Below are 24,766 nucleotides of genomic sequence, written 5' to 3' on the forward strand. Positions count from 1 at the left end.
TCTGAATTATAAGCTAATAAAATGCTACTTTCCTTAATCTTCTTTTTCCATATTGCAGATTTACACGAAATTGAAATCCCTTAATAGGTAGGTTTATATTATCCAGACTGGTCCAATGATAGCTAAAGCCTCCAGAAAGATACCGGTAATCTAACTGCTCTGGCAATCGTTTGGTACTAAGCAAACGCAAAGTATCCGGATTTAATAAGCTAGAAGAACGATAATTGAATGTTGCTTTGATTCCTTGATTGAATGCAATTGGATAGCTAATGCCTGATTGATTATATAAATCAAAGTACTCTTCTCTATACTTGTATAAATTAATTAATTGGCTTACCCCTATCGGCAAATAGTTCAAATATGGAAATTCAAATCCCAAATTCAGCCGTGGAGATTGATCATTCAAATTTTCATACTTCATAAAAATACGTTCTGTCATACGAAAAGCATTATGCAATTCAAAACCACCTTCACCTGTGAGTCTGAATTTCCTGGAGCTTAAACCTGTTTCTGGACTAAATCCCAATATAAAGTCAAATCGATTTAATTTGTTTTTATCCAGATAAAGCCATACGATTCCTTCATCTCCTAAAAATAAAACCCGTGGCTCACTGCTCAAATGCACTGCAGGTATATTCTTAAATACAAATGGGATATTTTCAACCAATTCTTGATTGTAAATTGATGCAGGAAAAATTCTGGTCAACCGATTTAATACAAAATCTCTTAAAGGCTTCTTGTTCCTTTGTTCTGTTTGCCTAAACTGGATTCTCGGACCCAGGATCTTATTGATTTGATAATGGAGGGTATCATTTAAAACGCGAACGCCTTGCAATTCAATCTTACAAAATGGATATCCTAAGTTTGCCTGGTTTCGAACCCATGCATTCATCAAATTGACAAGATCCGCTGGCTGCAACTGAAAAAAACGCTTATTCGAAAAATTACCAACTATTGATTCTAAGCTATCCAATTCCGTTAGAGCCATTTTATATTGCGAACCCTTATAAAGTTTAGCATGAATCGGAGGATTTAAAAAAACTGAATCTTGACTTGCAAGCAAATGACCATCTTGCAATTGCTTGAATATCCAATGTTCAATTTTTAATTTAAGTTCATGAGTATCCTTTACATTTGCAATTAGAAACGTATTGCTATCTGGTTTTTCCTGATTCGACAAGTTAATATGATCTGTTTGAGAGATCCCAACGGCAATACCCGCATAGATAACCACTAACCAAATTAATATCTGGATGGGTGAAACCAATAGACCATATCTCAATCCTGCTGGATTATACATACACATTCCTTATTGTAAACGAAAATGCAGCTATTGTTGTTTTCATTTCTCCACGAATTTAAGTACACGAAACGAATTAGTTCAAGCATTGCTTAAAGAAATAAAAATACGGGCTTCTAATCTACCTAATCATACCATCCATACCTTGTATTTCGGTGGAGGGACCCCCTCCTTATTTACTGAAACCGAGCTGTATGAAATTTTACACACCATAAAAGGCAATTACCAATTATTACCTGAAGTAGAAATAAGCATAGAAGCCAATCCAGATGATATTACAAATGCTTATTCAACGAGTTTATTAAATCTGGGCTTCAATAGAATTAGTATCGGCATACAATCCTTTTTTGAAGAGGACTTGAAGTGGATGAATAGATCACATACTGCCAATCAATCTCGGGATGCTATTGAAACTGTTATAAATGCTGGATTTACAAACCTGAGTATTGATTTGATGTATGGGCTTCCAAGCACAGACCAAAATAGATGGAAATACAATCTGAATGAACTTATAAAATATAATATACCCCATTTTTCAGCTTATTCTTTGACACTGGAAGAACGCACATCGCTGCATCATTTAGTTAATGAAAAAAAAATAACAATTCCACCTGATGAAGAAACGATTCGGCAGATGAATTATTTATTAGACTTTTGTGAATTAAATAATTATGAAGCTTATGAAATTTCAAACTTTAGCAAAACTGGGTTTCGCTCAAAACATAATAGTTCCTATTGGGAAGGGATTCCCTATCTTGGATTTGGCCCATCAGCACATTCCTATATACACCCTTATAGAAGTTGGAATGTATCAAATAATAATGCTTATATCAAAGCATTAATCAGTGAGGAATCGTTTTCTATGCAAGAAAAATTAAATGCTAATGAACTTTACAACGAGTATATGATGCTGCAACTCCGCAGAATAGAAGGACTTGATTTAGAATATATAGCGAATCATTTTCCAGAGTTTTTAACATATGCAGAAACCGCATTGCAAAAGCAGCTTAATTTAAAAAATATCCAATTCCTGAATGGTCGTTTTCAATTAACCCGTCAAGGAAAAACGATTGCAGATTCTGTAAGTTCAGATTTGTTTGTAGTTAGAGATAAATAATTACTATAATTTTATTATGTAACTTTATGTTGGTCTTATTTAGCAAGTACAATTTCGCAATTATAAATTCGTAATTTAATTATAAATGCCTTCAGCAATCGGTCATGCTATTTTCGCACTTAGTTTGAGTCCATTCAGACCCTTTAAAAACAAATTATTGCTCAGCCTAATTTTAGCAATGGTTTGTTCAACGATCCCGGATCTGGATGTGATTGGGTTTGAAGCAGGCATTCGTTATGGTTCGGTGTGGGGTCACAGGGGATTTTCACATTCCATTCTCTTTTCAATCATCACTGGAGTAGCTGTAAGTTATCTATTTTTTAACGATGAATGTGAAACTAAAATCGACCGCTTTTTAATAAGTTTTTTCTTTTTTATAATCACCTTAAGTCATGGTTTATTGGATGCGATGACAGATGGAGGATTGGGAGTTGGTTTTTTTATTCCAGTTTACAACGAACGTTTTTTCTTTCCAATTAGGCCAATACCTGTTTCGTCCATGCATATTGAAGCATTTTTTACAAGTTTCGGGTTTTCCATATTTAAACAAGAAATGAAGTTTATAGGGTTCGTTTCAGGATTTGTTTTGATTTCCGGATATTATTGGAGGAAATACTTTTTTAATAAATAAAATCAGGACATTCTGTTTTTTTCCCATTTCCAGGCAGATTCTAGAATCATATCAAGGTTTCTCGTAGGTTTCCAATCTAATAACTGAATAGCTTTTGTGTTATCCGCATAAATACTTTCAGTATCCCCTGGTCTTCTTGGGCCCATCTGATAATTCAATTTAACACCACTCAACAATTCAAAGGAATGAATCATTTCCAACACGCTATGACCTTTCCCAATTCCAAGATTAAATGCATCAAAAGGTAAACCATCCGAATGATTCATTAAATAATTCAAGGCTTTAGTATGAGCATTTGCCAAATCCATTACATGAATATAATCCCGGATACAAGTTCCATCCGGCGTATTATAATTTGTTCCATGAACAATAAATTGATCGCGCTTTCCAATAGCGGTCTCAGTAATTACCGGTACCAGATTTAAAGCCGGATTTGTTGGTGCTTCTCCAATTAAAGCGGACTCATGAGCTCCAGCTGGATTGAAATACCTAAGTGAAATCGCTTTTTGATCAGGACCTGTAAACAAATCTTGTAACATCCATTCGCCAATTTGTTTTGTCCTTCCATAGGGTGAAGTTGCTTCACCAAAAGCAGTCGCTTCTGTAACTGGTAAGTCGTTTGTTTGACCGTACACCGTGCATGATGATGAATAGATTAGATAAGGGATGCCTGCAAATTTCATCCATTTTAAAACTTCTATCAATCCACCTACATTGTTCTTATAATAAGTCAATGGATGTTGAACGGATTCACCCACTGCTTTTAATGCAGCAAAATGAATGATTCCCTGAATGTCCTTCTCTTTTGAAACGAACTCGCGCCAGGAATTTTCAACAGACAGGTCAATTCTGTAATTAATAATTCGCTTACCTGTAATTTTTTGAATCCCATCCAATACAGCCTCCGAACTATTGGCCAATGAATCAACAGAAATTACATCATATCCGGAATTCAACAGATCAATGATTGCATGACTCCCGATATACCCACATCCACCAGTAACCGCTATTTTTATTTTAGTATTCATTCCTCATTTTTAAATTCCAAAACAGTTTGGTCAAAATAATCCAACACTTTTTTAGTAATTTCGGGACCAACCAAATTAAGCAATTCGTCTTTCTCTGCATCCTTCAAACCTTGAATCGAACCAAATTTTGTCAATATTTTTTGTGCTGTTTTGGTACCAACCCCCTTGATATTGAGTAATTCTGTTTTTATAAAATTTTTTGAGCGTTGATTTCTATGGAAATTCAGTCCAAATCGATGTGCTTCATTTCTCAATTGCTGGATTAACTTTAGAGATTCACTTTTTTTATTGATATGTAATGGAATTGGATCGTTTGGAAAATAAATCTCCTCCAATTTTTTTGCAATACCAATAATTGCAAGTTGATTTTGTAATCCCAATGCCTCAATGGATTTTATAGCTGAGGATAACTGACCTTTTCCGCCATCAATAATGATTAATTGGGGTAAACTTTGTCCTTCATCCTGCAATCGTTTGTATCGGCGGTAAACAACCTCCTCCATGGATGCAAAATCATTTGGCCCAACCACACTTTTGATATTAAAATGCCTGTAATCCTTTTTGTATGGTTTCGCATTTCTAAACACTACACAAGCGGCCACTGGATTTGATCCCTGAATATTGGAATTATCAAAACATTCAATATGGATCGGAAGTTCTTTTAATTGCAATTCTTCCTGCAAGGTCTTCAAAATGCGTTCATAAGGAAGCATTTTGGTGCCATGGTTCATTCGCTCCTTCTTTTTTTGAAGCTGGTAATATTGAATATTACTAATTGATAATTCCAATAATTTTTTCTTATCACCTGACTTAGGAACCGTAATTTCTGTTTTGTCATCAGGGATGTATACATGAAACGGAACAATAATTTCAGGAGCCTGGCTATCAAATTTATCCCGCAACTCCGGAATAGCTAATGCTAAGATCTGAGCCGGATCCTCATCACAATTTTTGTTGCTTCGAGTGTATACGTATGGATTACAGCACCGTCAATTACTTTTAAAAAATGAATATAGGCTTCCTGATCATCATATGCAATAGAAAACACATCCACATCCTTAATTGAAGTACTTACAACGGTTGACTTTCCCTGATAATCTTCAAATGCATTTAATTTAATTTTACATTGATGTGCTTTTTCAAATTCCATATTCTCTGCAAAGCCATTCATCTGGGAGAGTAAAAATTCTTTAACTTTTTTCAAGTGCCCCTTGAGTATATTTTTAATCTGGTCAATTTTAAGTTTGTAATCTTCAACAGATTCAAAATGTTGGCAAGGGCCATGGCAGTTTTTTATATGGTACTCCAAACAAACTTTATATTGATTTCTGGATAAGGCAACAGGACTTAAATTTAAATTACAAGTTCGAAGTGGAAAAAGTGTTTTTATCAAATCCAAAATAATTTCAGCTTTATATTTAGATGCATAGGGTCCAAAATAAACAGAACCATCTTTTATCAATCTACGTGTAAAAAATACTCTTGGAAAATCTTCCTTTTTTATACAAATATAGGTGTAGGTTTTCCCATCCTTGAGCATTACATTATACCGGGGCTGGTGGGTTTTAATTAAGGAATTTTCTAATAAAAGCGCATCTTGTTCTGAGTCAGTAATTGTAAATTCAATTGATTTGGCTTTGCGCACCAATGCCTTGGTTTTTGCCAGTATGTATTTCTTTTCTCCAAAATAGGTGTTGAGACGATTTCTTAGATTCTTAGCTTTCCCAACATAAAGAATTTCCTCTTTAGCTCCCATAAAGCGATATACCCCGGGATCTCTGGGAATGGAATCAAGAATCAATTTAAAGTCATCTAAAGTCACGAATGCAAAAATAATCCAAAAGCGCAGGCTTTAGAAGCTTTGAATATCTTGATACTTAATAACTTAATTAGGCAGTAGCCTCAACGATCGGAACGGTTTCTTTATCTGAGCATAACACCACCATTAGATTACTGACCAGTTTCACTTTTTCATGATCGTCCATTTTGACAATTCCTTTATCAGACAATTGCTTTAAAGCTCCATCTACCATGCCAATAGCTCCTTCAACTATTTTATATCGAGCCGATACAATCGCCTCTGCTTGTTGTCTTTTAAGCATCGCTGCAGCAATTTCCGGAGCATAGGCTAGATAGCCAATTCTGGCTTCTAAAACTTCAATGCCAGCAATTTCCAGCCTTTCATGAAGTTCTTTTTCCAATACTCTATTCACTTCACTTTCTTCTGATCGTAGGGTAATTTCCTTATGGTCATCAACATGATCGTAGGAGAAACTTCCTGCAAGTTTCCGAACTGCTGCATCTGTTTGCACTTTCACGAAATGCAAATAATCTTCAACTTCAAATTGTGCTTTAAACGTATTCCTTACTTTCCAAACCAGGATAACCCCAATTTGAATGGGATTCCCGCGTTTATCATTCACTTTTAGGCGATCGCTTTCAAAATTCCGAGCACGAAGGGATAGATTTCTTTTTAGAAAAAACGGATTGGCCCAATAAAATCCATCCTGCTTGATCGAACCAACATATTTTCCAAAAAGTGTCATTACTTTGGAATTGTTTGGGTTTACAATTATAAAACCCAGTAAAACCAAGGCAAGGACAAATCCTGAAATAATTTTAAATACAGGATCTTCAACTAGAACAATCAATACTACAATTACCAAGGCGAACAATAGCATGATCCAACCCGAAATTGGTTTAAACACTTTTTCATCCATGTGTTTTCGTATTAAACGGTCAATAAATAGTTAAACAAATAAATTCTGGCTAAATGGCCAGTATACTATTTAACACACTAATAGAATTATTGGTTCCTTTTACCGTTTGATTTAAGTTCTTTGGCTTTCATTTCTTCATATTTAAAGCCTTTTAAACGATGTAAATCGGCTTCTGCAGCTATGTAAGCCATTTGATTCCAAAACGGACTGCTCTCGATTTTTTCAAGGACACGAATTTGTTTATCCTGAGTTCCTGCCAATTCCGCTTTAAGAGCGATTGCATATGCTTTAACAGTCCAAGCCAATGCTTCTTCAGAAGTCGTTGGAAGTTGGTCAAGATTTACTAATTCCGACTCTTTAATGCTTCCTTTAAGATATAACAATGCATCTAAATAGGGCTTTGTAACAGGCATGATAAACATCTTTGGATCTGCAGATTCTAATATGTTTTTTGCATCCTGTACTCTGCCAGATCGGCTATAGGCCTGATACTGCCAATAATAAGCCATGCAATACAAATCTGAATTAGTTGAAAAATCACCACAGACTTCAAACATTTTTTCAGCGTTTGGAAAATCATTTTGACATTGAAATGCCAATCCCATCCACTTGTAAATTTCATAATGCATGCCTGCATTGATTTTTTTCTCGATCTCTGTTTTTTCAAGCATCCCTTTCACATCTTTTTGTCCTTCAACCGCTTTTCCTGCTTTCCAAAAATCATTTACGGCAGGACCAAATTGCCTGCCCTGAACAAAAGCAATGCCTCGATATAAATACAGATCCGCTGTGTTTGAAAATTGTTCAATGCCTTTACTCAAAACCTGAATGGCATTTTCAACATAACCGCATTTTAAATTTTGGGCACCATAAGAAACATAAGACTTCACATCGTCCAAATGGCCCAGATAAAAATTTCGGCTTGCATCCAATTTTGCGTTGTTCTGTGTTTTAATGGAATCCGGCTCCGGCAATTCCTTTAATGGTTTTCCATCCAGGGTTACTGCATAGGTTGATCCGGCAAGATTTTCGTCAGCAATTGCCTGGGCTGTTTGTGCTTGTTCAGGCAACGCTTTTGGTTCAGATTTACAACCAAGTAAATTAAAGAGACTTCCAAATACCATTAAAACTAAAACTGTATTGAATTTCATCAGACATTTATTTAAGATCACAAAATTCCTAAGTTTTATTAATTTCATTCTTTTCTTTGAGAGCCATTAACAAAACCCCGGTTTTGTATTATAATTCAATGTAAATCAATCATTTAAATAAATTTTAATTTTTGAAATTTCAATTCGTCTGTCTGGATTCTTCACTTTGCCTTATCAATTTGTTATTTCTTGGCCTTTGGGTATTGATTTTAACAAACTGCAATGTTCCAGAATCTGATTTTGAACCCTGCTCTCGGCATTATGAATTGGAGTCGCTGAGACCAGCTGAAGTTAGCTTCGATTGGATCCCTTATCATAGCGGTCAAATTTTGATTGCCAGTTCTCAAACTGGAGCAACTTGTCCTTTTAGGGTGGATAGTTTCCCGATAATTTCCAAAAGTGAACGCTCATTCTTTGAAATTCCTTGTTATGAGGATTCTTCAAAAACAAACCAGGTATTCTATGCAAGCAGGGTATATCAATGTAAATTAATCAACCAGACCGCATTGGTAGCAATTCGTGAAATACACATTACATTATATGTCTTCTTAGACGAACTTAACAGCCAATTAGACCAACTCAAAATGGCCGATATTTTAGAAATAAGCCTTGTTTTAAATAATGGCACGCTGTCTGGGGAAAAAGTGCATACTTTAAAGTTTCCAGTTTTAGACCGAGGAATTTCCAATTTATTTAAATCGAATTATGCATTCGATCCTGAATTGATCGTTGCTGGTAAAAAATTACAACAAGTTTATTCAAATTATGAGACCAATGAAAAATACAAAATCTTTTATTCAGTTCAGGGACTCCTTGGATTTGAACTTCCAGATGGAAACCAATATCTATTTTAATAGTATCCAACGCCTCAATTCAATATGAAATCGTTAAAGTGGTATTTCTTTAGTTTGTTGGCCCTCCTACTGTTTGAATTCTTGCGAGTCTATTTTATAATGCCACTTCCTGGTAGTCAAAAATTTCAAACTGTGGATATTGCTTATGGATTACATCAAAACAGATGGTTGATTCGAAGTATTTGTTGTTTATTAATTTTACTAAACCTACACTTTGCATATCAGCAGTCCAAAATAAAAAGTATGCTATTTCTTGTGTTTGTGATTTTTTCAATTACTTTCATAGAAACTCAAATGATGGCTGACACTATGTTTTATCAACCAAAACAACTCATTTTAAAAAATTCTTCAGAAAATAAGATTCCTTTAACCCGTCAAATTATTGGAATCCAACAAGGTCAAGAAGCAAAAGCCTATCCCATTTCATTTCTAACCTACCACCATCAGGTTCGTGATCAAATTAATGGGCAGGATGCATTAATTAGTTATTGTTCTGTATGTCGCTCCGGAAGAGTTTTTATACCACAAGTTAATGGGCAAACGGAAACTTTTCGACTGGTTGGGATGGATCAGTTCAATGCAATGTTTGAAGATTCAAAAACCGGAAGCTGGTGGCGACAAGAAAATGGAGAAGCAATTACCGGACCCTTGAAAGGCCAAATGCTGGAACTTTTTCCGAGTACACAGCTCAGTTTAGCTCAATGGTTGGCATTATATCCAAACAGTAAAATCATGCAGGCGGATCCTGCTTTTAATTCAAGCTATGATAGTCTGGCATTATTTGAACAAGGAAAGTCAAAAGGATCTTTAACAAAGACTGATACAAGCTCATGGGGAGAAAAATCCTGGGTCATTGGCATCTCAAAAAATAATGAACATCTAGCAATTGATTGGAATCGTCTGCAACGCGAAAAACAAATTGTGTTTAATTTAGGTGGTCAAAATTGCTTTATCACATTGACAACTTCGAATGCAGACTATTTTGCTTTTGAAGTCCCGTTCGAATTTAAAAACATCAACCTTAAACAAGACACCATCTTCCTGGATCAGTTTCGTTATAGTTTAAATGGAAAGTGTATCGATTGCCCAGAAACTGATGCATCCAAAAATCTCATATCCTTACCGGCATACCAGGAATTTTGGCATAGCTGGAGAACCTTTCATTCAAATTCTCGAATTTATTAAACAGGTAATTAAATTAGAAAGCCCGATAACAATTATCGGGCTTTCTATAAAACCGCATTTCAATCTATTCAAATTTTTTACTTCCATCATTTTGGATGACATAGCGAAAACTATAATATCGCGCAGGGTCCCTTTGGGCATTTGGATTTGCCGGAGCATCTTTATAAAAACTTAAAATTTCCATTTTAACATATTTGTTATTATTTGTTTTTATTACAAATACTTTACCTGGCTTTGGACTTATAATATAACTTACCGGATCATAATTGTACCAAGATTTACCGATAGCAAGCTCTGTTGGTGTAAGGTCCTTTTTGAAAACCGAATCTTGTGGAATTACTTTTAAATCAGAAAATAAACCATTAAATGTAAATGCTTCAGCTTGACCGGGTCCACTGGATTGACTATTGATTAAAATTGTTGTTGAACGAAATGCAATATCCCATTTTGCAGTAGCGCTGTCGGAATTCGGTACAATCGTGCTATCTGAAAATCTAAAAAAGGTAAATAAATTTGAAAACCCTGAAGGTGCACCGGTATTCGGATCATAAGATGTGGCAGGATCTGCAGCCAGATTGTTAATATTTACAGTTTGAATGTTAACTCCTGTAATTGGATCATCATCACTGCATGAAAGTAGGCTGCTTATAATTCCAACTCCCAATAATAAATACCATGTTTTCATAATTTCAATTTTTTATAAGTTTATAATTAATAGTGATATACAAATTGCGTCCAAATAAATTTGGAATTCGGTCTGGATCTTTGTAATTAAATAAATTGTCAGCACCAAGCTGGAATTTTAATTTAGAATAAAAAAGTTTTGAAATGGAAATATTGCAGAGAAAATAACCAGAAACAAAATGATCAAAGCGATCTAATATTGCATTTGAATTGGCATCTGATGATGGCCTTACATTCCCCTGAACGCTGCCAGCAGTATTTGAAATTCCAAATTTACTTTTATAGATAAGCCTAAATGAAGCATTCCAATTTGATTTAGAATTTTCGTAAAATAATTTAATCGACTCAGTATGCCGGGAACGATTATACAAACCGAAATAATCAGATTTTGAAATCTGATAACTTACTTTTGTTACTGGGTCTCTACCGAAAACAAGACCATCTTCAATAGATTTTAAAACTTCCTTGTCTTTAGCAAATAATACCTGGGAATTTAATTCAGTCTGGATACAATCCTTAATTTTAAATCGAATACTGGCCTCAATTCCATGTGTATATGCTTTTTTTATGTTTGAGTATGAATAAATTGTCTTGAGATCCTTAGTAATTGCGACTGCCTGTGTTTCTATCAAATTCTTTAAATCGTTTCTAAATAAATTTATTTCAAATTGAGCTTTAGAATGAAAATCATATTGTGCTCCAAGATTAATAGCAATTGATTTTTCAGGAAAGAGTTTACCAATTAAATTGACATCATAGAGGTATTGCTGAATTTCACCTTTTTGATCTAATGATTCCAATTCAGATTTTAACTCACTGGTGCCATACACAAAATATCCGGCTGCAGCATTTCTGAAGTTCAGATATAAATATCTAAAATCAGGTGATTTAAATCCGGTTCCAAAAGAAGTTTTTAGTTTTAATTCAGGAAACACTGCCCATTGAATGGCTGTTTTCGGACTCCATTGATTGCCATAAACAGGATTCATATCATAACGAATTCCATTTACCCATTCGACTTTATTGCGCCAACTGAATTCATGTTGTATGTATAAATAATTGGTTAGTTGAATCCGAAACTTGTCATCATCATAGCGGTTGGTTTTTACACCTTCATATGCCAAACCTGCACCTATTGTATATTTATGTGCAGCATTAAAAAAACAACTTGCCTGAATTTCCGGTTTAAACAATCGTTGTTCAAAACTATCTGTATAGTATGCAAGCCCACTGACATTTTGATTTAGATAGGTGTATGCTTGATACATGCTTCCATAACTTGTAAGGTTTACAAATGCCCGTTCTCCAATTTTCAATTTGTATTGTGGTGAAATACTGTAGTCATTGATTTGCGTTTTCCCAAAGACCCGGATTGAATCTGATGCATTAACAACCTGGTAGTTGTTTTCCTGATTTTCTCTAAAAGCTTTTGTATTCAACAATAAAAGATGTTTACCATTCCAGTCTTGCTTAATCTGAAACTGCAAGGTGGAATTAGAATACGGTGACACCGTTTGTCCATAAATATCAGGGTGAAAATCAAATCCAGCGGTTCTGTAATGATTTCCAAATAGACTGACATTTAAATTGGAATGATTCCAATTGGTATTTAAAGATGCATCTACAGTATTGTTTGTGGCATACTTCAAACCCAAATCCAATTGACTTTGTAAGGGAGATTTTGTAATAATGTTGATAACGCCACCCAAGGCTTCTGAGCCATACAAACTTGAGCTTGGGCCCTTGATAATTTCAATTTTTTTTACATTGGCCAGTGTGACCCGATTTAATTCAAGATTACCAGTCAGTCTTCCGATAATCGGTTCACCATCCAATAATATCATAGTGTAATCAGGATTTAAACCTTGCATTTGAATGCCATTCCCAAAACCATTGATTTGAGCAACTACATTTAAACCACTTTGTTCGTTGAGAATATCTTGCAGACGGCTTGATCCACTCAGGTTGATCATTTTAGCTTTAATAACAGAAACCGGCATCGGGACTGTCCCAATACTCCGTTCTGTTTTAGTAGCAGTAATTATTACTTCATTGAGCTGAATGCTATCCGATTGGGCTATAAGCTTATTCAATAGGAAAATCAGGCATATAATGGTCAACAATCTCATTCGGACCACAAAAGTCATACAGCAATGAATTTAAAAATAACCCATTCAGAATAAAGCCTACCCCAAAACGTTATATCTTGGCGTATGAATTTAGCCATTTTTTTTTTACTTTGATCCTATAATATGGCCAAACAGTCATATTTTAGCTGATTGCTTGTTTAAAATCCTATCATGCCCAATAAAAAAAATACCCAGATCGGAAATACCAAACCTTGTTTTGATGAACCCGATTTACAACTAGCTGTAATTGATTTAAATCCTGAATTTCAAATTGAATCGCACCAATTAAGTAAGCTCCGGGTTCATTTTTTTCTGCTTGAATACTCCGATTAATTTTAGATTTAGTCCATTTTATAGCCGCAAACTTGAACCAGAAAAGATTTTCATAATTTACAATCCCGAAAAAGAATTAGAATGTAGTTTTGAATGTGAAACTCCATCATCAATTATCTGGTTGCATTTAAGTCTGCAAAAATTACACCAGCTATACAGTCCGGAAACTCAGGCAGCTCCTATTTTTAATCCTTCCTTTATTCATTCTAAATCCTACGAAGAAAAAGAAGCACCGGCAGAATTAATGGTTGTACTTAACCAGGTGTTACAAAAAAGTAAGTTGCAAAATTACAGTCGCTTATTTTTTCAAGCTAAAATACTGGAAATATTCAGTTTACTCTATTCTGAAAAAACACAAACTACAGAAAATTGTCCGTTTCTAAAAAATGAGACTACGGTGCGAAAAATTAAAGCTGCGAAAGAAATTTTAATAAAAAATTATAGAAAACCTCCAACAATTCCTGAACTTGCAAAGCAAGTTCAGCTAAATGAATTTCAATTAAAAACCGGATTTAAAGAAATTTATGGACAAGGCCCTTATCATTTTCTGATGGCTCATAAATTAGAATTAGCGAAACAATTATTAAGCTCCGGCAAGTTTCAGGTTCAAGAGGCGGCTTTTGAAATTGGGTATAGCAATACAAGCCATTTTATTGAAGCATTTAAAAAACAATTTGGAGTCACGCCGAAAAAGCTAAGCAGCAATTCCTAAGATCTAATTTCCTTGTTGTTGTTTCTTTACCATTGTTAAAATAGTAGCTATAGCAACCGTTTCATTTGACTGATCTATTACTTCAACTAACCAGCGGACAATTCCACACTTCACTTCTTCTTGAAGTTCTGATTCGTTTTTTGCAGGAATTTTAATTGTATTATCTTGATCTACTTTTTCTTTTACGGTCAACTTTACACCAATGGTCATGCCTGGATAAACCGGTTTTGTAAATCGACATTCATCAATTCCGTAATTCAATAATACAGGACCTTTTTTTGCATCGACAAACAAACCGGCCGCTTTGGATAAAATAAAATACCCATGTGCTACTCTTCCTGTAAATAAAGTTCCTTCCAAAGAGGTTGCATCCATGTGTGCATAAAAGTTATCCCCACTAACGTTTGCGAAATTGGTAATGTCGGCTTCTGAAACGGTGTGATTTGCTGTAATCAATTGATCTCCAACTTGCAATTCTTCAAAATATTTTCTAAATAGATGGATTGGAGTTTGATTTGCTAAAGCTCCTTGCTGATATACTTGAGTAATCGCAGTTACCATTTCCGGAGAACCTTGCAAGGCCACACGTTGCATGTAATGCTTTACTCCGCGAATACCACCCATTTCTTCACCTCCACCAGCACGGCCTGGTCCGCCATGCATTAACAAAGGCATTGGGGAACCGTGACCGGTACTCTCTTTTGCACATCGTTCGTTAAGAATTAAAATTCTGCCATGATGGCTTCCCGCTTGAAGTGCATATTCACTTGCAATTTTAGGATCGTTTGTAACAATGGAAGAAACTAATGAACCTTTACCCAACTTAGAAATTGCTACCGCCTCTTCTGTTGTATTATATCCTAATATCGTACTCACTGGCCCAAATGCTTCCAGTTCATGGGATATTAAATTTTTAAATGGAAATTCGTTTAACAAAAGTATGGGAGACATAAATGCACCGGCTTTAGAATCTGTTCCTATAATTTCTGGAAAATCTAAGGTTCCATAAACTATTTTAGAAAATTCACTCAATTGAGCTACCCGTTCTTTTACTTCATTTAATTGAGTAATTCCAGCCAATGAACCCATGCGCACTGCTTCTGATTCCGGATTTCCAATAATGGTTTTTTGCAATCTTTGTGACAATACAGCTTGCACCTCAGCAATCCATTGTTGTGGTACAATAATTCGTCGAATGGCGGTACATTTCTGACCGCACTTTGCAGTCATTTCCCGGTGCACTTCCTTGATAAATAAATCAAAATTTGCGGATCCAGGTGCGACATCTAAACCTAAAATACAAGCATTCAATGAATCCGCTTCCATATTAAAAGGGACCGATTCATTTAAAATTTGTGGATGCGATTTAAGCATGCGTCCTGTACTGGCAGACCCAGTAAAGGTTACAACATCCTGATTGGTAACTGAATCCAAAATTGAATGCGCTGATCCACAAATCAATTGCAAAGCACCAGCTGGTAAGATGCCAGATGCTATGATATCTTTAACAACTGCTTCTGCTAAAAATGTTGTGATGGTTGCTGGTTTCACAACTGCAGGAACTCCTGCCAACAAATTAACAGCAATTTTTTCCAGCATACCCCATACCGGAAAGTTAAATGCATTGATATGAATAGCAACCCCTTCTTTAGGCACCATAATGTGTTGTCCAATAAAGCTGCCGTTTTTAGATAAACCGGCCATTTCACCATCGACATAAAAAGACTGATTGGGAAATTTTCTTCGCAGACTTGAATATGCAAATAAAGTACCGATCCCTCCATCAATATCGATCCAACTATCTGTTTTAGTTGCACCCGTTTTATAGCTAAGTGGATAATAATTTAATTTCCGCTCAGAGAGATACAAAGCCAATGCTTTTAACATTCTGCCTCTTTCTTGAAAACTCATGGCTCGTAATGCAGGACCGCCTTGGGTTCTGGCATAATTGAGCATTGCTGAAAAATCAAGTCCTTTGCTAGATACCGATGCAATGGGTTCACCATTTACAGCATTCAGTAAAATTTGACCTTCCCCATCGCCTTCAATCCAGGAACCTAATGCAAAACTTTGTAGTTTACTCATAGCTTAATTAGTTATTGTGTAATGCCAAATTGATTTAAGTGATGCCAGGCATGTTTGTAAAGAAGTCCAACCCAATGTTCGTAATCAAGATCTCCAAAAAAAGGATTTCTTATAATACCATGAGGATTTTTTGACCAGGTTTCAAAAAAATGATTTACTTCTGTTTCCAGTTCAGTGATACTTTCCTCCAACAAATGCTTTTCAACTGGGAGTGGTTCATCTGGAAGTAAAATGTTTTTTGTATTTTCTTTAAAAGGAATATCCGAAATAACAAAAGCCTGTGCTTTTAAAATTCGTTCATCTGGAGTAAGAATGCTGGTATAGATATCCCTTCCATTTCCCATTCTAAATGCTTGGGTCATGTGTTCTATCATTTGATGCACATTCATCTTTCCCCATTTTCGATTGCTGTCTGGATTCAAACTGCGAATCAATGGAAGGTATTCATTTTTAAGAAAATTTTCTTTCATGTCAATTTTTAAAACAAAAACAACGTATTAAAAAAAAAAATTAGTATTTCCTAAACAAAGCAATAAATACTAAAATAAGTTCAAAAAATTCGTAGCTCGAAATTCTTAATTCTTAATTAATCAAACTCTTTCCAACACACAAGCATATCCTTGTCCAACTCCAATACACATGGTAACCAATGCAAATTTCTTTTGTTGAACATGCAGTTCAATGGCCGCAGAATGTAATAAACGTGTGCCCGACATACCCAAAGGATGTCCAAGTGCTATTGCGCCCCCATTTGGGTTTAAGCGAGGATCATTCCATTCGATGTTCCATTCTTTTAGACAAGATAAAACTTGTGCAGCAAAGGCTTCATTTAATTCAATAAGATCCATATCATCCAACTTTAATCCTGCACGTTTTAGTGCGATTGCTGTTGCAGGCACTGGACCTATTCCCATAATAGAAGGTTCGACTCCGCTGACTCCTGAGGAAACAATGCGCACTAATGGTTTCAGTTGATGTTCTTGTATCGCTTTTTCGGATGCCAGCAAGATGGCCGCGGCACCATCATTTAATCCAGATGCATTTCCAGCAGTTACCGTACCATTCAATTTATCGAATGCCGGTTTTAAATTGGAGAGTGTTTCTATACTTGTAGATCCTTTTATAAATTCATCTTTGTCAAATATCGAAACGTTGCCATTTTTTGAATGCAACTCAATTGGATGAATTTCTTTTTCCAAACGACCGGACTGTTGAGCTGCAAACGCTTTTTGCTGACTGTGAAATGCAAATGCATCTTGAGCCTCTCTCGATATTGAATACTTTCTAGCCAGATTTTCTGCAGTTTCTCCCATCGCTTCTGTGCCATAAAGCGTTTTCATTTTACCATTAATAAAACGCCAGCCGAAACTGCTGTCAGCCATTTCGGCATCTCTGCCAAAAGGAGTGGATGTTTTTGAAATAACCCAGGGACCCCGTGTCATGTTTTCGACTCCTCCGGCAATAATCAACTCTGCTTCATGAGATCGTATTGCATGAAAGCCATTAACTGCTGCCGCCAAACCTGAAGCACACAATCGATTGACAGTTTCTCCAGGAACGCTCCAGGGTAAACCCGCCAATAATAAGGCCATTCGGGCAATGTTCCGGTTATCTTCACCAGCCTGGTTGGCGCAACCCAATAATACATCATCAACACGCATTGGATCCATGGTTGGATTCAATTCAAGCAACCATTTAAGGGGAAGTGCTGCTAAATCATCTGTACGAATGTTTGCCAAACTTCCGCCAAATTTACCAATGGGAGTGCGGATGCCATTGACAAGGTAACATTCGTTCATATTAAATAATTATATAATATATTATAAAAAACCCGAGCAATTGTTAAGCAAAATTAGCTAATTTATGTCAACCAGATTGTCCCGATAGACAGCAAAACAATAAGCTCATTGAAAGGTTTATGTCGGTCCAATAACAGGTTTAAATTAAGCAAGGGTTCCACCACAGCTGCTGCCAGAACCGGCAGTGCATCCAAAACAATGTTGGTTGACTACGATGTTCCGGTGCATCAGTTCATTGATATCAAAATCATCGATGTGCTGACTGTTTGCGTGTACTTTCAAATCCAACATTTGGTTAAAATCACAATCATATATGAATCCATCCCATCCAATACTCAAGGTATTTCTACACATGACGTTTGAAGCAGCAATTGGATTGTATGATTGAATGAGTTTATTCATATAATTTTCATAATTACCACTTACCAATAAATAATCCAGATACCTGCTGATTGGCATATTAGTAATTGTATACAACTGGTTGAAAACAATATTAAAATCCCGCTGTAAACTTTGTTTAAATTCTTTTTCAAGGATGGATTGATCAGCAGGTAAAAATGCTCCAGATGGATTATAAACTAAATTTAAAATCAGTCCACTGTCTAGCAGTCCGTAACCAACTTTATTTAACATTTGTAAAGCTTCAATGGAATCTTCAAAAACCCCATCTCCGCGTTGTTTGTCGGTACGATCTTTAGAATAAAAAGGCAATGAAGAAATCACTTCCACCTGATTTGATTTATAAAAATCAGGTAAATCATGGTATTTTTTATTGGCACGGATAATGGTTAAATTACATCGAACCATCACATGAATTCCAAGCGCTCTGATTTGTTCGACAAACCAACGAAAGTGCGGATTCATTTCAGGAGCTCCACCAGTTAAATCAACTGCAGTAAACAGCTTGTTGGATTGTAAAATTTTCAAACAAGTTTCCATAGTGTTTTGCGTCATGATCTCTTTACGATCCGGACCTGCATCCACGTGACAATGTTTACAGGTTTGATTACACATTTTACCAATATTAATCTGAAAGATTTCCAGATTTCTTGGTTGCAATGGATATAGATTAGACTCAATCAATTTTTGTGTGAAGGGAATTAAATTCGCTTCATGTTCTAATAAATTAATCTGATACCCTGAATCTGCCAATGCATGATGCATTGCTTTTAAACTTTTCATACTTTGAATGCCGTACTAATTACATACTGATTTCCTTCACTTTATTCATCATCTGAACCCCGTGAACCAAAGAAGCACCTCCACGGATAGCGGCAGCAACATGCACGGCCTCCATCCTTTGTGCTTCACTGTATCCTTTTTCATAGGCATCAGTACTATATGCATCGATACAATAAGGACATTGGACTGCATGAGCTACAGCCAGTGCAATCAATGATTTTTCGCGAACGGTTAAAGCCCCTTCATTAAATACATCTCCATACCAGGAAAAAAATTTGTCTGCAAGATCCTTTTTAAATTCTCCTATATTTCCAAATTTGGATAAATCAACTGCGTTGTAATAGTGATTGCTCATTTAAATTAAGTTTCTGCAAATATAATTGAATCCTACACTATATTCATCAAGGACAAATTAAAGTGCATAGGCTATTAAAATACTTGGCTTAGTTAAATTTATAAAATTTGCCAGCTCCTATAATGGAATCGTATCAATTTTATAAATTGAGATCCCGTACCTGGATCCAAAAAAGTTTTTAAACTAACCAATTCATCCTTGAAAATTCTTGTTTCGAGCGGGTCAGTGAAGCATTTAACATAATAAACTAAACCTTTTAATTTCTTGCCCATTATACCTGAGTTAATTCGCAGTACATGTTAACTGAATGCTAGTTAAATTGGTGTTAAAAAGAAATCAGTTTATTAAATCGGTTAAACAATTTGAATGAATAATACATTTACTTACATTAAATAAAAACTTAAATTAATAGCAATGAAACAAATGATTTTACTATGCTTTTTAGGAACCCTATTTTTGGTTCAATCTGGTTTTAAACCAGCTGTTGTAGCACATAAAGTGGATTTACAACAATCGTCTGTGTCCTGGACTGGTTATAAAGTTTCGGGAAAACACCAAGGATCCATCCAAATGAAATCCGGTGAATTGAAATTTGATGCAAACAAACTTGTAGGTGGAAGTTTTGAAATTGACATGACCAGTATTCTCTGCACTGATTTAACCGGTGAATACGCAGATAAATTAGTCGGTCATTTAAAAAGCGATGACTTTTTTGGGACTGCCAATCATCCAACTGCAAAATTTGTAATTACGCAAGCAATGCACCAAGGGAATGAACTTTATAAAATATCCGGAAATTTAACCGTTAAAGGAACTGCAAAACCTATTAAATTTTCTGCAACAGTTAAAGAAGAAAATGGCAATAAAATTGCCAATGCAGAAATAAAAATTGACCGTGCTGATTATAATGTAAAATATGGTTCAGGATCCTTTTTTGAAAACTTGGGCGACAAAACCATTTTTGATGAATTTGATATCAATGTAAAGCTTGTAACCAAGAAATAACAAATTAAATAATTTTATAATATATAAACCGCTGCAATTATTTGCAGCGGTTTTTTTATGTTCATACTTGACCTTCATATCAAACATTTCGTATATTTGAAATGACAAAACGTTTTTTTCAAACAAAACAAAAATTTTATGAACACAAAAACATTGATTTCTGGCCTACTGGGCGGGGTATGTTATTTCCTGCTGGGTTGGTTGATTTATGGGGTCTTACTGAAAGATGCTATGAACAGCTCCATGGGTTCCGCCACCGGTGTCATGAGAGGGGAAGCAGATATGCTTCTTTGGGCAATTGCCATTGGCAATATTGCTACGGGTTTAGGGATGGCTTACATTCTTGGTAACTGGGCAGGTGTAACCAGCTGGGCAGGAGGTGCCAAAGCTGCTGCTACCGTTGGTGCATTGTTTTCTATAGGTTATGACCTCATTATGTATGCAACCAGCAATATGATGGAGCTTAATGGCATCTTTATGGATGTTCCAATTTCAATTTTTATGTCTGCTTCTGCCGGTGCTGTGATTGGATGGTGGCTTGGCAGATCTTAATTTCTTAATTTTTTAATTACAAACAAACGATTATGAATTCAAAAATTATAATTGCCGCAGTAATTGGCGGTTTATCGTCTTTCCTTTTAGGATGGCTATTTTATGGAATCCTTTTTAAAGAGGCCTTGGCCGGAATGGCAGGATCAGCAACCAATGTAATGCGTGCAGACAGCGAAATGGTTTGGTGGGCATTGATTATAGGTAATCTAGTCATTGGCTATCTGGTAGCATTTATGTGGAGCAGTTGGGCAGGAATTACAACTTTTATGGGTGGAGCTAAAGCGGGAGCTATCATTGGCTTTCTTTTTTCATTTGGATGGGACATGCTGATGTACGGTACAACCAATTGCATGCAAATGAGTGGCGCCCTTTTAGATGTCATGATTTCTACAATCATGTGGGCCATCTCTGCCGGACTTGTCGGCTGGTGGTTGGGAAGATCTTAATTTAATAAGCTCATTTATTATAAACCGTTGGAGTTCGCTTCAACGGTTTTTTTATTTCCATTCAGCATCTTTTACAAAAACAAGGCCTTTAAATAATGCCACAATGACCTCTTTTTGATTGCGGACCACCACGTCGTAGTTTCCTAAGGTCTTGGTTCTGGATATTTCTTTGGCTTCTGCAGTTAATTCGTCTCCTTCAAAAATAGGCCGCACATGATTTACCGAACACTCTATCGATACCGCATGTTTTCCATGGCTGTTGCAGGCAAATGCAAATGCACTGTCTGCTAATGAAAAACTGATCCCACCATGAGCTACCCCAAATCCGTTCAACATTTCTTTACGAACCTTCATCCGAATTTTTGCATACCCCAAGCCTTCCTCAATTCGTTCAATACCCAACCACAAACTGAAAGGATCGTTAAAATACATTTGATCCACAATTTCCGTTACCCTGGACTTTAAATTCATGCCTTCAATTTTATTCAAAAGTAATCAATGAATGGATCATTTATAAAGTCCAGACCTAAAACCCTTTGAAGTTCTACTACTACACTACCCTAGCATCTATATTTGCTCAAATACTTGATTCAGATTTAATTGTTTAACTTTGATTAATTACTTAACTCACATGAAAAAAACAACTTGCTTTTTACTGTTAACCACCTGCTATTTTGTGAGTCTTTTTTCTCAAACATCCTTTAGTGGAACGTATTCAGGACAGGTCAATGGAGATCAGGTTAAACTCAATTTGCAACTCGTTTCTGCCAATCAGTTTCAAGGGACTATGGAAGACAGTCAGCAAAAATTCAACATCAAAGCTGAATTAAAAGAATCCCAATTAGTAGGATTCGCTACCGAGGCATCCATGGGACTTGATTTTCAATTTACTGCAAAGTTGGAATCACAACAATTAATCGTCTCCTTATTTTTAGCAGAGATTGGAATGACAGAACCTCTGATTTTTAACTTGAACCAGGATCAACAAGCATCTGATGCTAAGCCACCTGCTCATTCAAATTCAAGCCCAAGTAACCAGGCCATAAATTTTAAATTTCCAAAAGAGGCTCAACACAATCCAGAACTAAGCGGAATTTGGAGAAAAGAAGAACAATACAATTCTGGATTTGGAGATACTTATATGGGTGCGAGTTCAAGTCAAAAATTAATCCTTTACAGCAACGGCGCAGTAGCCGATGGAGGATCTCAAACAACCCTCAGCGGATCCAATTATTTAGGACAAAGTGAAGGAGGTTTTCAGGCATTGCCCAATGTATTTTGGTACAATGTATCCAATCAACTGTATCTGGTTACTATAGAAGATGGCAAAACCAATACAGTCCATCTGGGAAAATATTATATAGAAAACGGCGCGATGCTTATTACCAGTAGCAATGGAATAAAATCACTGTTTTATAAGGAATAAATGAGAATACCTTTATCAGCAGATAGGTTAAATTTGCTATGAAGGTTGCATTAATTTTTTATTCTAGTTTCAACATCCATGCTCTTATGCAAGATCCTATCGATCCATATTTTTTCATCCTTTATCTGGTATACAATTAGATGCGATTTTACTTTTAAAACCTTATGATTTTGTTTGATGTTGGCAATTGACTTTCCAATTGCTGGATTTTTACAGATATCTTCAATTTTTGAGATAATAAACTTATAATAACTATTTGCTTGCCTAATGGACCATTCATTTACTGTGTAAATCCAAATCTCTTCTAAATCTGTTTTAGCCAAATTACTTAACTCAAAAAGAAATTTCATTTAGCGTGCTTGTCGTTCAAACTAGCCAGGTGTTTTATTGGATCAAATTTTTTGACATATCCACTTTCTTCTCCTTTTTCAATGGCTTCTTTTAAAAGTTGAATTTTTGATTCTTCAACTTCAATAAGCCTTAATCCTGCCCTTATTACTTCGCTGGCTGAGGCAAATCTTCCAGATTTAATACCTTTTTCAATTATCTCCTCAAAATGATCCCCAAGTGAAATCGATGTGTTTTTAGACATGCTATTTTTTTACAAAAATACCAATTTTTGGTAATTTTGTCAATAAATAATTAAAACAAACCAAGTCTTTTTTAGTTAAAAATACCTCTCCGTCAAAATTTAAATTTTCTGATCCTGCTTGTTAGACTCTTGATACAATAATCAATAATTTATAACTTAAAAGACACCCAGACAATATTTTCAACTTCCTCTGTGAGTATAACCACAATAACTTTGGTAAAGAAAAAAACCTTCCTTCCAGGAAATCAACTTGTCGAAAACAAAGCAATGTAGATTACCAATAGCAATGGAACAATATCACTGTTTTAAAAGGAATACTAACATTCAGTTAAAATTAATAAACATGATTAGTTAAGCCTATAGAGACGCGGTATCGCTCTTCCTTATAATTTAAATACAAGCGATTCATGGTATCAATACAATGTTGTTTCCCAATTTCTTCTCCCCAAGACAATAAGCCTTTTGGATAATTGACACCTTTGGTCATTGCCGCTTCAATATCCTGATAACTTGCCAATTTATAATACAAGGCATCGTACGCTTCATTGATAAGCATTACTAAAATCCGCCAGGCTATATTTTTAATTAATTCAGGATCCTTGATATTTGGTCCGGGAAGTTCGTTTGAATAATCATAGTATCCTTTACCAGTTTTTTTTCCCAGCCAATTCGCTGCTACTAAATTGCGTTGTGTAAACGAGGGTTTGTATCGGCTTTCAAAAAAACAAGATTCCCAAACTGAATGCGTCACTGCGTAATTAATATCATTGCCAATAAAATCCATTAAGGCAAAAGGTCCCATTTTAAATCCATACACACTGGTCATAGCATAATCAATGCTTGCAAAATCTGCAAAGCCTTCTTCGTAGATACGGATCGCTTCTGAATAATACGGACGCGCTATTCGGTTTACAATAAAACCAGGAGTGTCCTTTGCCACAACCGGCCATTTTGACCAGGACTCCATGAGGGATTGCAATGCATCGACATGAATCCGATTGGTTTGAACAGCCGGAATGATTTCAACCAAAGGCATTAATGGTACCGGGTTAAAAAAATGCAGTCCAATAACACGTGATGGATTGTTGCACGCTGCAGCCAATGCTGAAATACTCAATGAAGACGTATTGCTGGCAAGTATGCATTCTGGGGAAACAATTGGTTCCAGCTTTGAATATAAACTTTTTTTGATCTGTAAATTTTCAACGATGGCTTCAATTATCAAATGACAGGATTCAAAAGCTTGCAACTGATTGACAAAATAAATCCGACCCATGATCGCCACGGCTTCCTGGGCTGTCAATTTGGATTTTTCCACCAGCTTATTACAAACCTCTTGTAATTTTTTTTGTGCAGCTTGCATGGCTGCTTCCATTTCATCATACAAGATCACTTCATGACCAGATTGTGCTGCAAGTTGTGCAATTCCAATTCCCATGGTACCTGCACCTATGACTCCTATTTTAAATGTTTTCATGAA

At 35.7% G+C, this 24,766-nt stretch carries 25 protein-coding genes and 1 pseudogene; 10 read left to right on the top strand and 16 right to left on the bottom strand.

The features are described 5' to 3' along the window. Positions 1 to 13 precede the first annotated feature (13 nt). Entirely contained in the window at positions 14 to 1,300 is a 1,287-nt protein-coding gene (locus tag IPK91_06695; GenBank protein ID MBK8296953.1) for a hypothetical protein, read from the bottom strand. Between IPK91_06695 and hemW the strand changes: the two genes are divergently transcribed. After that, positions 1,254 to 2,417, top strand: a complete 1,164-nt coding sequence (gene hemW / locus IPK91_06700) for a radical SAM family heme chaperone HemW (protein MBK8296954.1) — start codon at positions 1,254 to 1,256, stop codon at positions 2,415 to 2,417. The genes IPK91_06695 and hemW overlap by 47 nt on opposite strands. A gap of 85 nt (positions 2,418 to 2,502) precedes the next feature. Continuing rightward, a complete protein-coding gene (locus tag IPK91_06705; GenBank protein MBK8296955.1) occupies positions 2,503 to 3,048 on the top strand; it encodes a metal-dependent hydrolase in 546 nt (181 codons plus the stop codon). Positions 3,049 to 3,050: 2 nt separating this feature from the next. On the opposite strand, the gene galE is transcribed toward IPK91_06705, so the two are convergent. From galE to IPK91_06725, 4 genes and pseudogenes are all read right to left on the bottom strand, one after another. Then, on the bottom strand, positions 3,051 to 4,076 hold the full coding sequence (gene galE, locus IPK91_06710) for a UDP-glucose 4-epimerase GalE (protein MBK8296956.1): 1,026 nt from the start codon (positions 4,074 to 4,076) through the stop codon (positions 3,051 to 3,053). Next, a pseudogene (locus tag IPK91_06715) lies at positions 4,073 to 5,832 on the bottom strand (excinuclease ABC subunit C). Before IPK91_06715 ends, galE begins: the two are co-directional and overlap by 4 nt. A 133-nt stretch (positions 5,833 to 5,965) precedes the next feature. Then, positions 5,966 to 6,796 (bottom strand): SPFH domain-containing protein, encoded by an 831-nt coding sequence (locus IPK91_06720; GenBank protein MBK8296957.1) that lies wholly within the window; start codon positions 6,794 to 6,796, stop codon positions 5,966 to 5,968. 86 nt (positions 6,797 to 6,882) lie between these two features. Further along, positions 6,883 to 7,947 (bottom strand): hypothetical protein, encoded by a 1,065-nt coding sequence (locus IPK91_06725; protein MBK8296958.1) that lies wholly within the window; start codon positions 7,945 to 7,947, stop codon positions 6,883 to 6,885. Positions 7,948 to 8,078: 131 nt separating this feature from the next. On the opposite strand from IPK91_06725, the gene IPK91_06730 reads away from it, so the two are divergent. Next, positions 8,079 to 8,801, top strand: coding sequence for a hypothetical protein (locus tag IPK91_06730; GenBank protein MBK8296959.1), 723 nt, complete (start codon positions 8,079 to 8,081; stop codon positions 8,799 to 8,801). Between the two features lie 24 nt (positions 8,802 to 8,825). Then, the gene (locus IPK91_06735; GenBank protein MBK8296960.1) at positions 8,826 to 9,986 is read left to right on the top strand and encodes a DUF3179 domain-containing protein; all 1,161 of its coding nucleotides are present in this window, start codon (positions 8,826 to 8,828) and stop codon (positions 9,984 to 9,986) included. Between the two features lie 64 nt (positions 9,987 to 10,050). Here IPK91_06735 and IPK91_06740 read toward each other — a convergent pair whose 3' ends face one another. Then, positions 10,051 to 10,671, bottom strand: a complete 621-nt coding sequence (locus tag IPK91_06740) for an HmuY family protein (GenBank protein ID MBK8296961.1) — start codon at positions 10,669 to 10,671, stop codon at positions 10,051 to 10,053. A gap of 4 nt (positions 10,672 to 10,675) precedes the next feature. After that, positions 10,676 to 12,817 (bottom strand): TonB-dependent receptor, encoded by a 2,142-nt coding sequence (locus IPK91_06745; GenBank protein ID MBK8296962.1) that lies wholly within the window; start codon positions 12,815 to 12,817, stop codon positions 10,676 to 10,678. Positions 12,818 to 12,970: 153 nt separating this feature from the next. Between IPK91_06745 and IPK91_06750 the strand changes: the two genes are divergently transcribed. Further along, positions 12,971 to 13,132 carry a hypothetical protein gene (locus IPK91_06750; protein MBK8296963.1) on the top strand — a complete coding sequence of 54 codons (162 nt, stop codon included), beginning with the start codon at positions 12,971 to 12,973 and terminating at the stop codon, positions 13,130 to 13,132. Continuing rightward, positions 13,116 to 13,844 carry a helix-turn-helix transcriptional regulator gene (locus tag IPK91_06755; protein ID MBK8296964.1) on the top strand — a complete coding sequence of 243 codons (729 nt, stop codon included), beginning with the start codon at positions 13,116 to 13,118 and terminating at the stop codon, positions 13,842 to 13,844. The genes IPK91_06750 and IPK91_06755 overlap by 17 nt, the downstream gene beginning before the upstream one ends. A gap of 3 nt (positions 13,845 to 13,847) precedes the next feature. Here the strand turns inward: IPK91_06755 and paaZ are convergent, their stop codons facing one another. From paaZ to IPK91_06780, 5 genes are all read right to left on the bottom strand, one after another. Continuing rightward, positions 13,848 to 15,929, bottom strand: coding sequence for a phenylacetic acid degradation bifunctional protein PaaZ (gene paaZ, locus IPK91_06760; protein MBK8296965.1), 2,082 nt, complete (start codon positions 15,927 to 15,929; stop codon positions 13,848 to 13,850). Between the two features lie 11 nt (positions 15,930 to 15,940). Beyond that, positions 15,941 to 16,399 (bottom strand): hypothetical protein, encoded by a 459-nt coding sequence (locus IPK91_06765; GenBank protein ID MBK8296966.1) that lies wholly within the window; start codon positions 16,397 to 16,399, stop codon positions 15,941 to 15,943. A gap of 120 nt (positions 16,400 to 16,519) precedes the next feature. Further along, a complete protein-coding gene (locus IPK91_06770; GenBank protein ID MBK8296967.1) occupies positions 16,520 to 17,728 on the bottom strand; it encodes an acetyl-CoA C-acyltransferase in 1,209 nt (402 codons plus the stop codon). A gap of 144 nt (positions 17,729 to 17,872) precedes the next feature. Then, positions 17,873 to 18,910 (bottom strand): arsenosugar biosynthesis radical SAM protein ArsS, encoded by a 1,038-nt coding sequence (gene arsS / locus IPK91_06775; GenBank protein MBK8296968.1) that lies wholly within the window; start codon positions 18,908 to 18,910, stop codon positions 17,873 to 17,875. A gap of 19 nt (positions 18,911 to 18,929) precedes the next feature. Next, positions 18,930 to 19,265 (bottom strand): carboxymuconolactone decarboxylase family protein, encoded by a 336-nt coding sequence (locus IPK91_06780; protein ID MBK8296969.1) that lies wholly within the window; start codon positions 19,263 to 19,265, stop codon positions 18,930 to 18,932. A 414-nt stretch (positions 19,266 to 19,679) separates the two neighbouring features. Here IPK91_06780 and IPK91_06785 point away from each other — a divergent pair, with 414 nt between their 5' ends. The 3 genes from IPK91_06785 (at position 19,680) to IPK91_06795 (ending at position 21,268) form a co-directional block, all read left to right on the top strand. Beyond that, the gene (locus IPK91_06785; GenBank protein ID MBK8296970.1) at positions 19,680 to 20,270 is read left to right on the top strand and encodes a YceI family protein; all 591 of its coding nucleotides are present in this window, start codon (positions 19,680 to 19,682) and stop codon (positions 20,268 to 20,270) included. Between the two features lie 138 nt (positions 20,271 to 20,408). Next, the gene (locus IPK91_06790) at positions 20,409 to 20,822 is read left to right on the top strand and encodes a hypothetical protein (GenBank protein MBK8296971.1); all 414 of its coding nucleotides are present in this window, start codon (positions 20,409 to 20,411) and stop codon (positions 20,820 to 20,822) included. Between the two features lie 32 nt (positions 20,823 to 20,854). Next, positions 20,855 to 21,268 (top strand): DUF1761 domain-containing protein, encoded by a 414-nt coding sequence (locus tag IPK91_06795; GenBank protein ID MBK8296972.1) that lies wholly within the window; start codon positions 20,855 to 20,857, stop codon positions 21,266 to 21,268. 51 nt (positions 21,269 to 21,319) lie between these two features. Here IPK91_06795 and paaI read toward each other — a convergent pair whose 3' ends face one another. After that, on the bottom strand, positions 21,320 to 21,739 hold the full coding sequence (gene paaI / locus IPK91_06800) for a hydroxyphenylacetyl-CoA thioesterase PaaI (protein ID MBK8296973.1): 420 nt from the start codon (positions 21,737 to 21,739) through the stop codon (positions 21,320 to 21,322). A 160-nt stretch (positions 21,740 to 21,899) separates the two neighbouring features. Here paaI and IPK91_06805 point away from each other — a divergent pair, with 160 nt between their 5' ends. Then, on the top strand, positions 21,900 to 22,694 hold the full coding sequence (locus IPK91_06805) for a hypothetical protein (protein MBK8296974.1): 795 nt from the start codon (positions 21,900 to 21,902) through the stop codon (positions 22,692 to 22,694). Positions 22,695 to 22,744: 50 nt separating this feature from the next. Here IPK91_06805 and IPK91_06810 read toward each other — a convergent pair whose 3' ends face one another. From IPK91_06810 to IPK91_06820, 3 genes are all read right to left on the bottom strand, one after another. Next, positions 22,745 to 23,044 (bottom strand): type II toxin-antitoxin system RelE/ParE family toxin, encoded by a 300-nt coding sequence (locus tag IPK91_06810; GenBank protein ID MBK8296975.1) that lies wholly within the window; start codon positions 23,042 to 23,044, stop codon positions 22,745 to 22,747. Continuing rightward, positions 23,041 to 23,286 (bottom strand): type II toxin-antitoxin system ParD family antitoxin, encoded by a 246-nt coding sequence (locus tag IPK91_06815; GenBank protein MBK8296976.1) that lies wholly within the window; start codon positions 23,284 to 23,286, stop codon positions 23,041 to 23,043. The genes IPK91_06810 and IPK91_06815 overlap by 4 nt, the downstream gene beginning before the upstream one ends. Positions 23,287 to 23,620: 334 nt before the next feature. Then, the gene (locus IPK91_06820) at positions 23,621 to 24,763 is read right to left on the bottom strand and encodes an NAD(P)-binding domain-containing protein (protein MBK8296977.1); all 1,143 of its coding nucleotides are present in this window, start codon (positions 24,761 to 24,763) and stop codon (positions 23,621 to 23,623) included. Positions 24,764 to 24,766: the final 3 nt, after the last annotated feature.

Source organism: Saprospiraceae bacterium, from assembly GCA_016712145.1.
Lineage (GTDB): Bacteria > Bacteroidota > Bacteroidia > Chitinophagales > Saprospiraceae > Vicinibacter.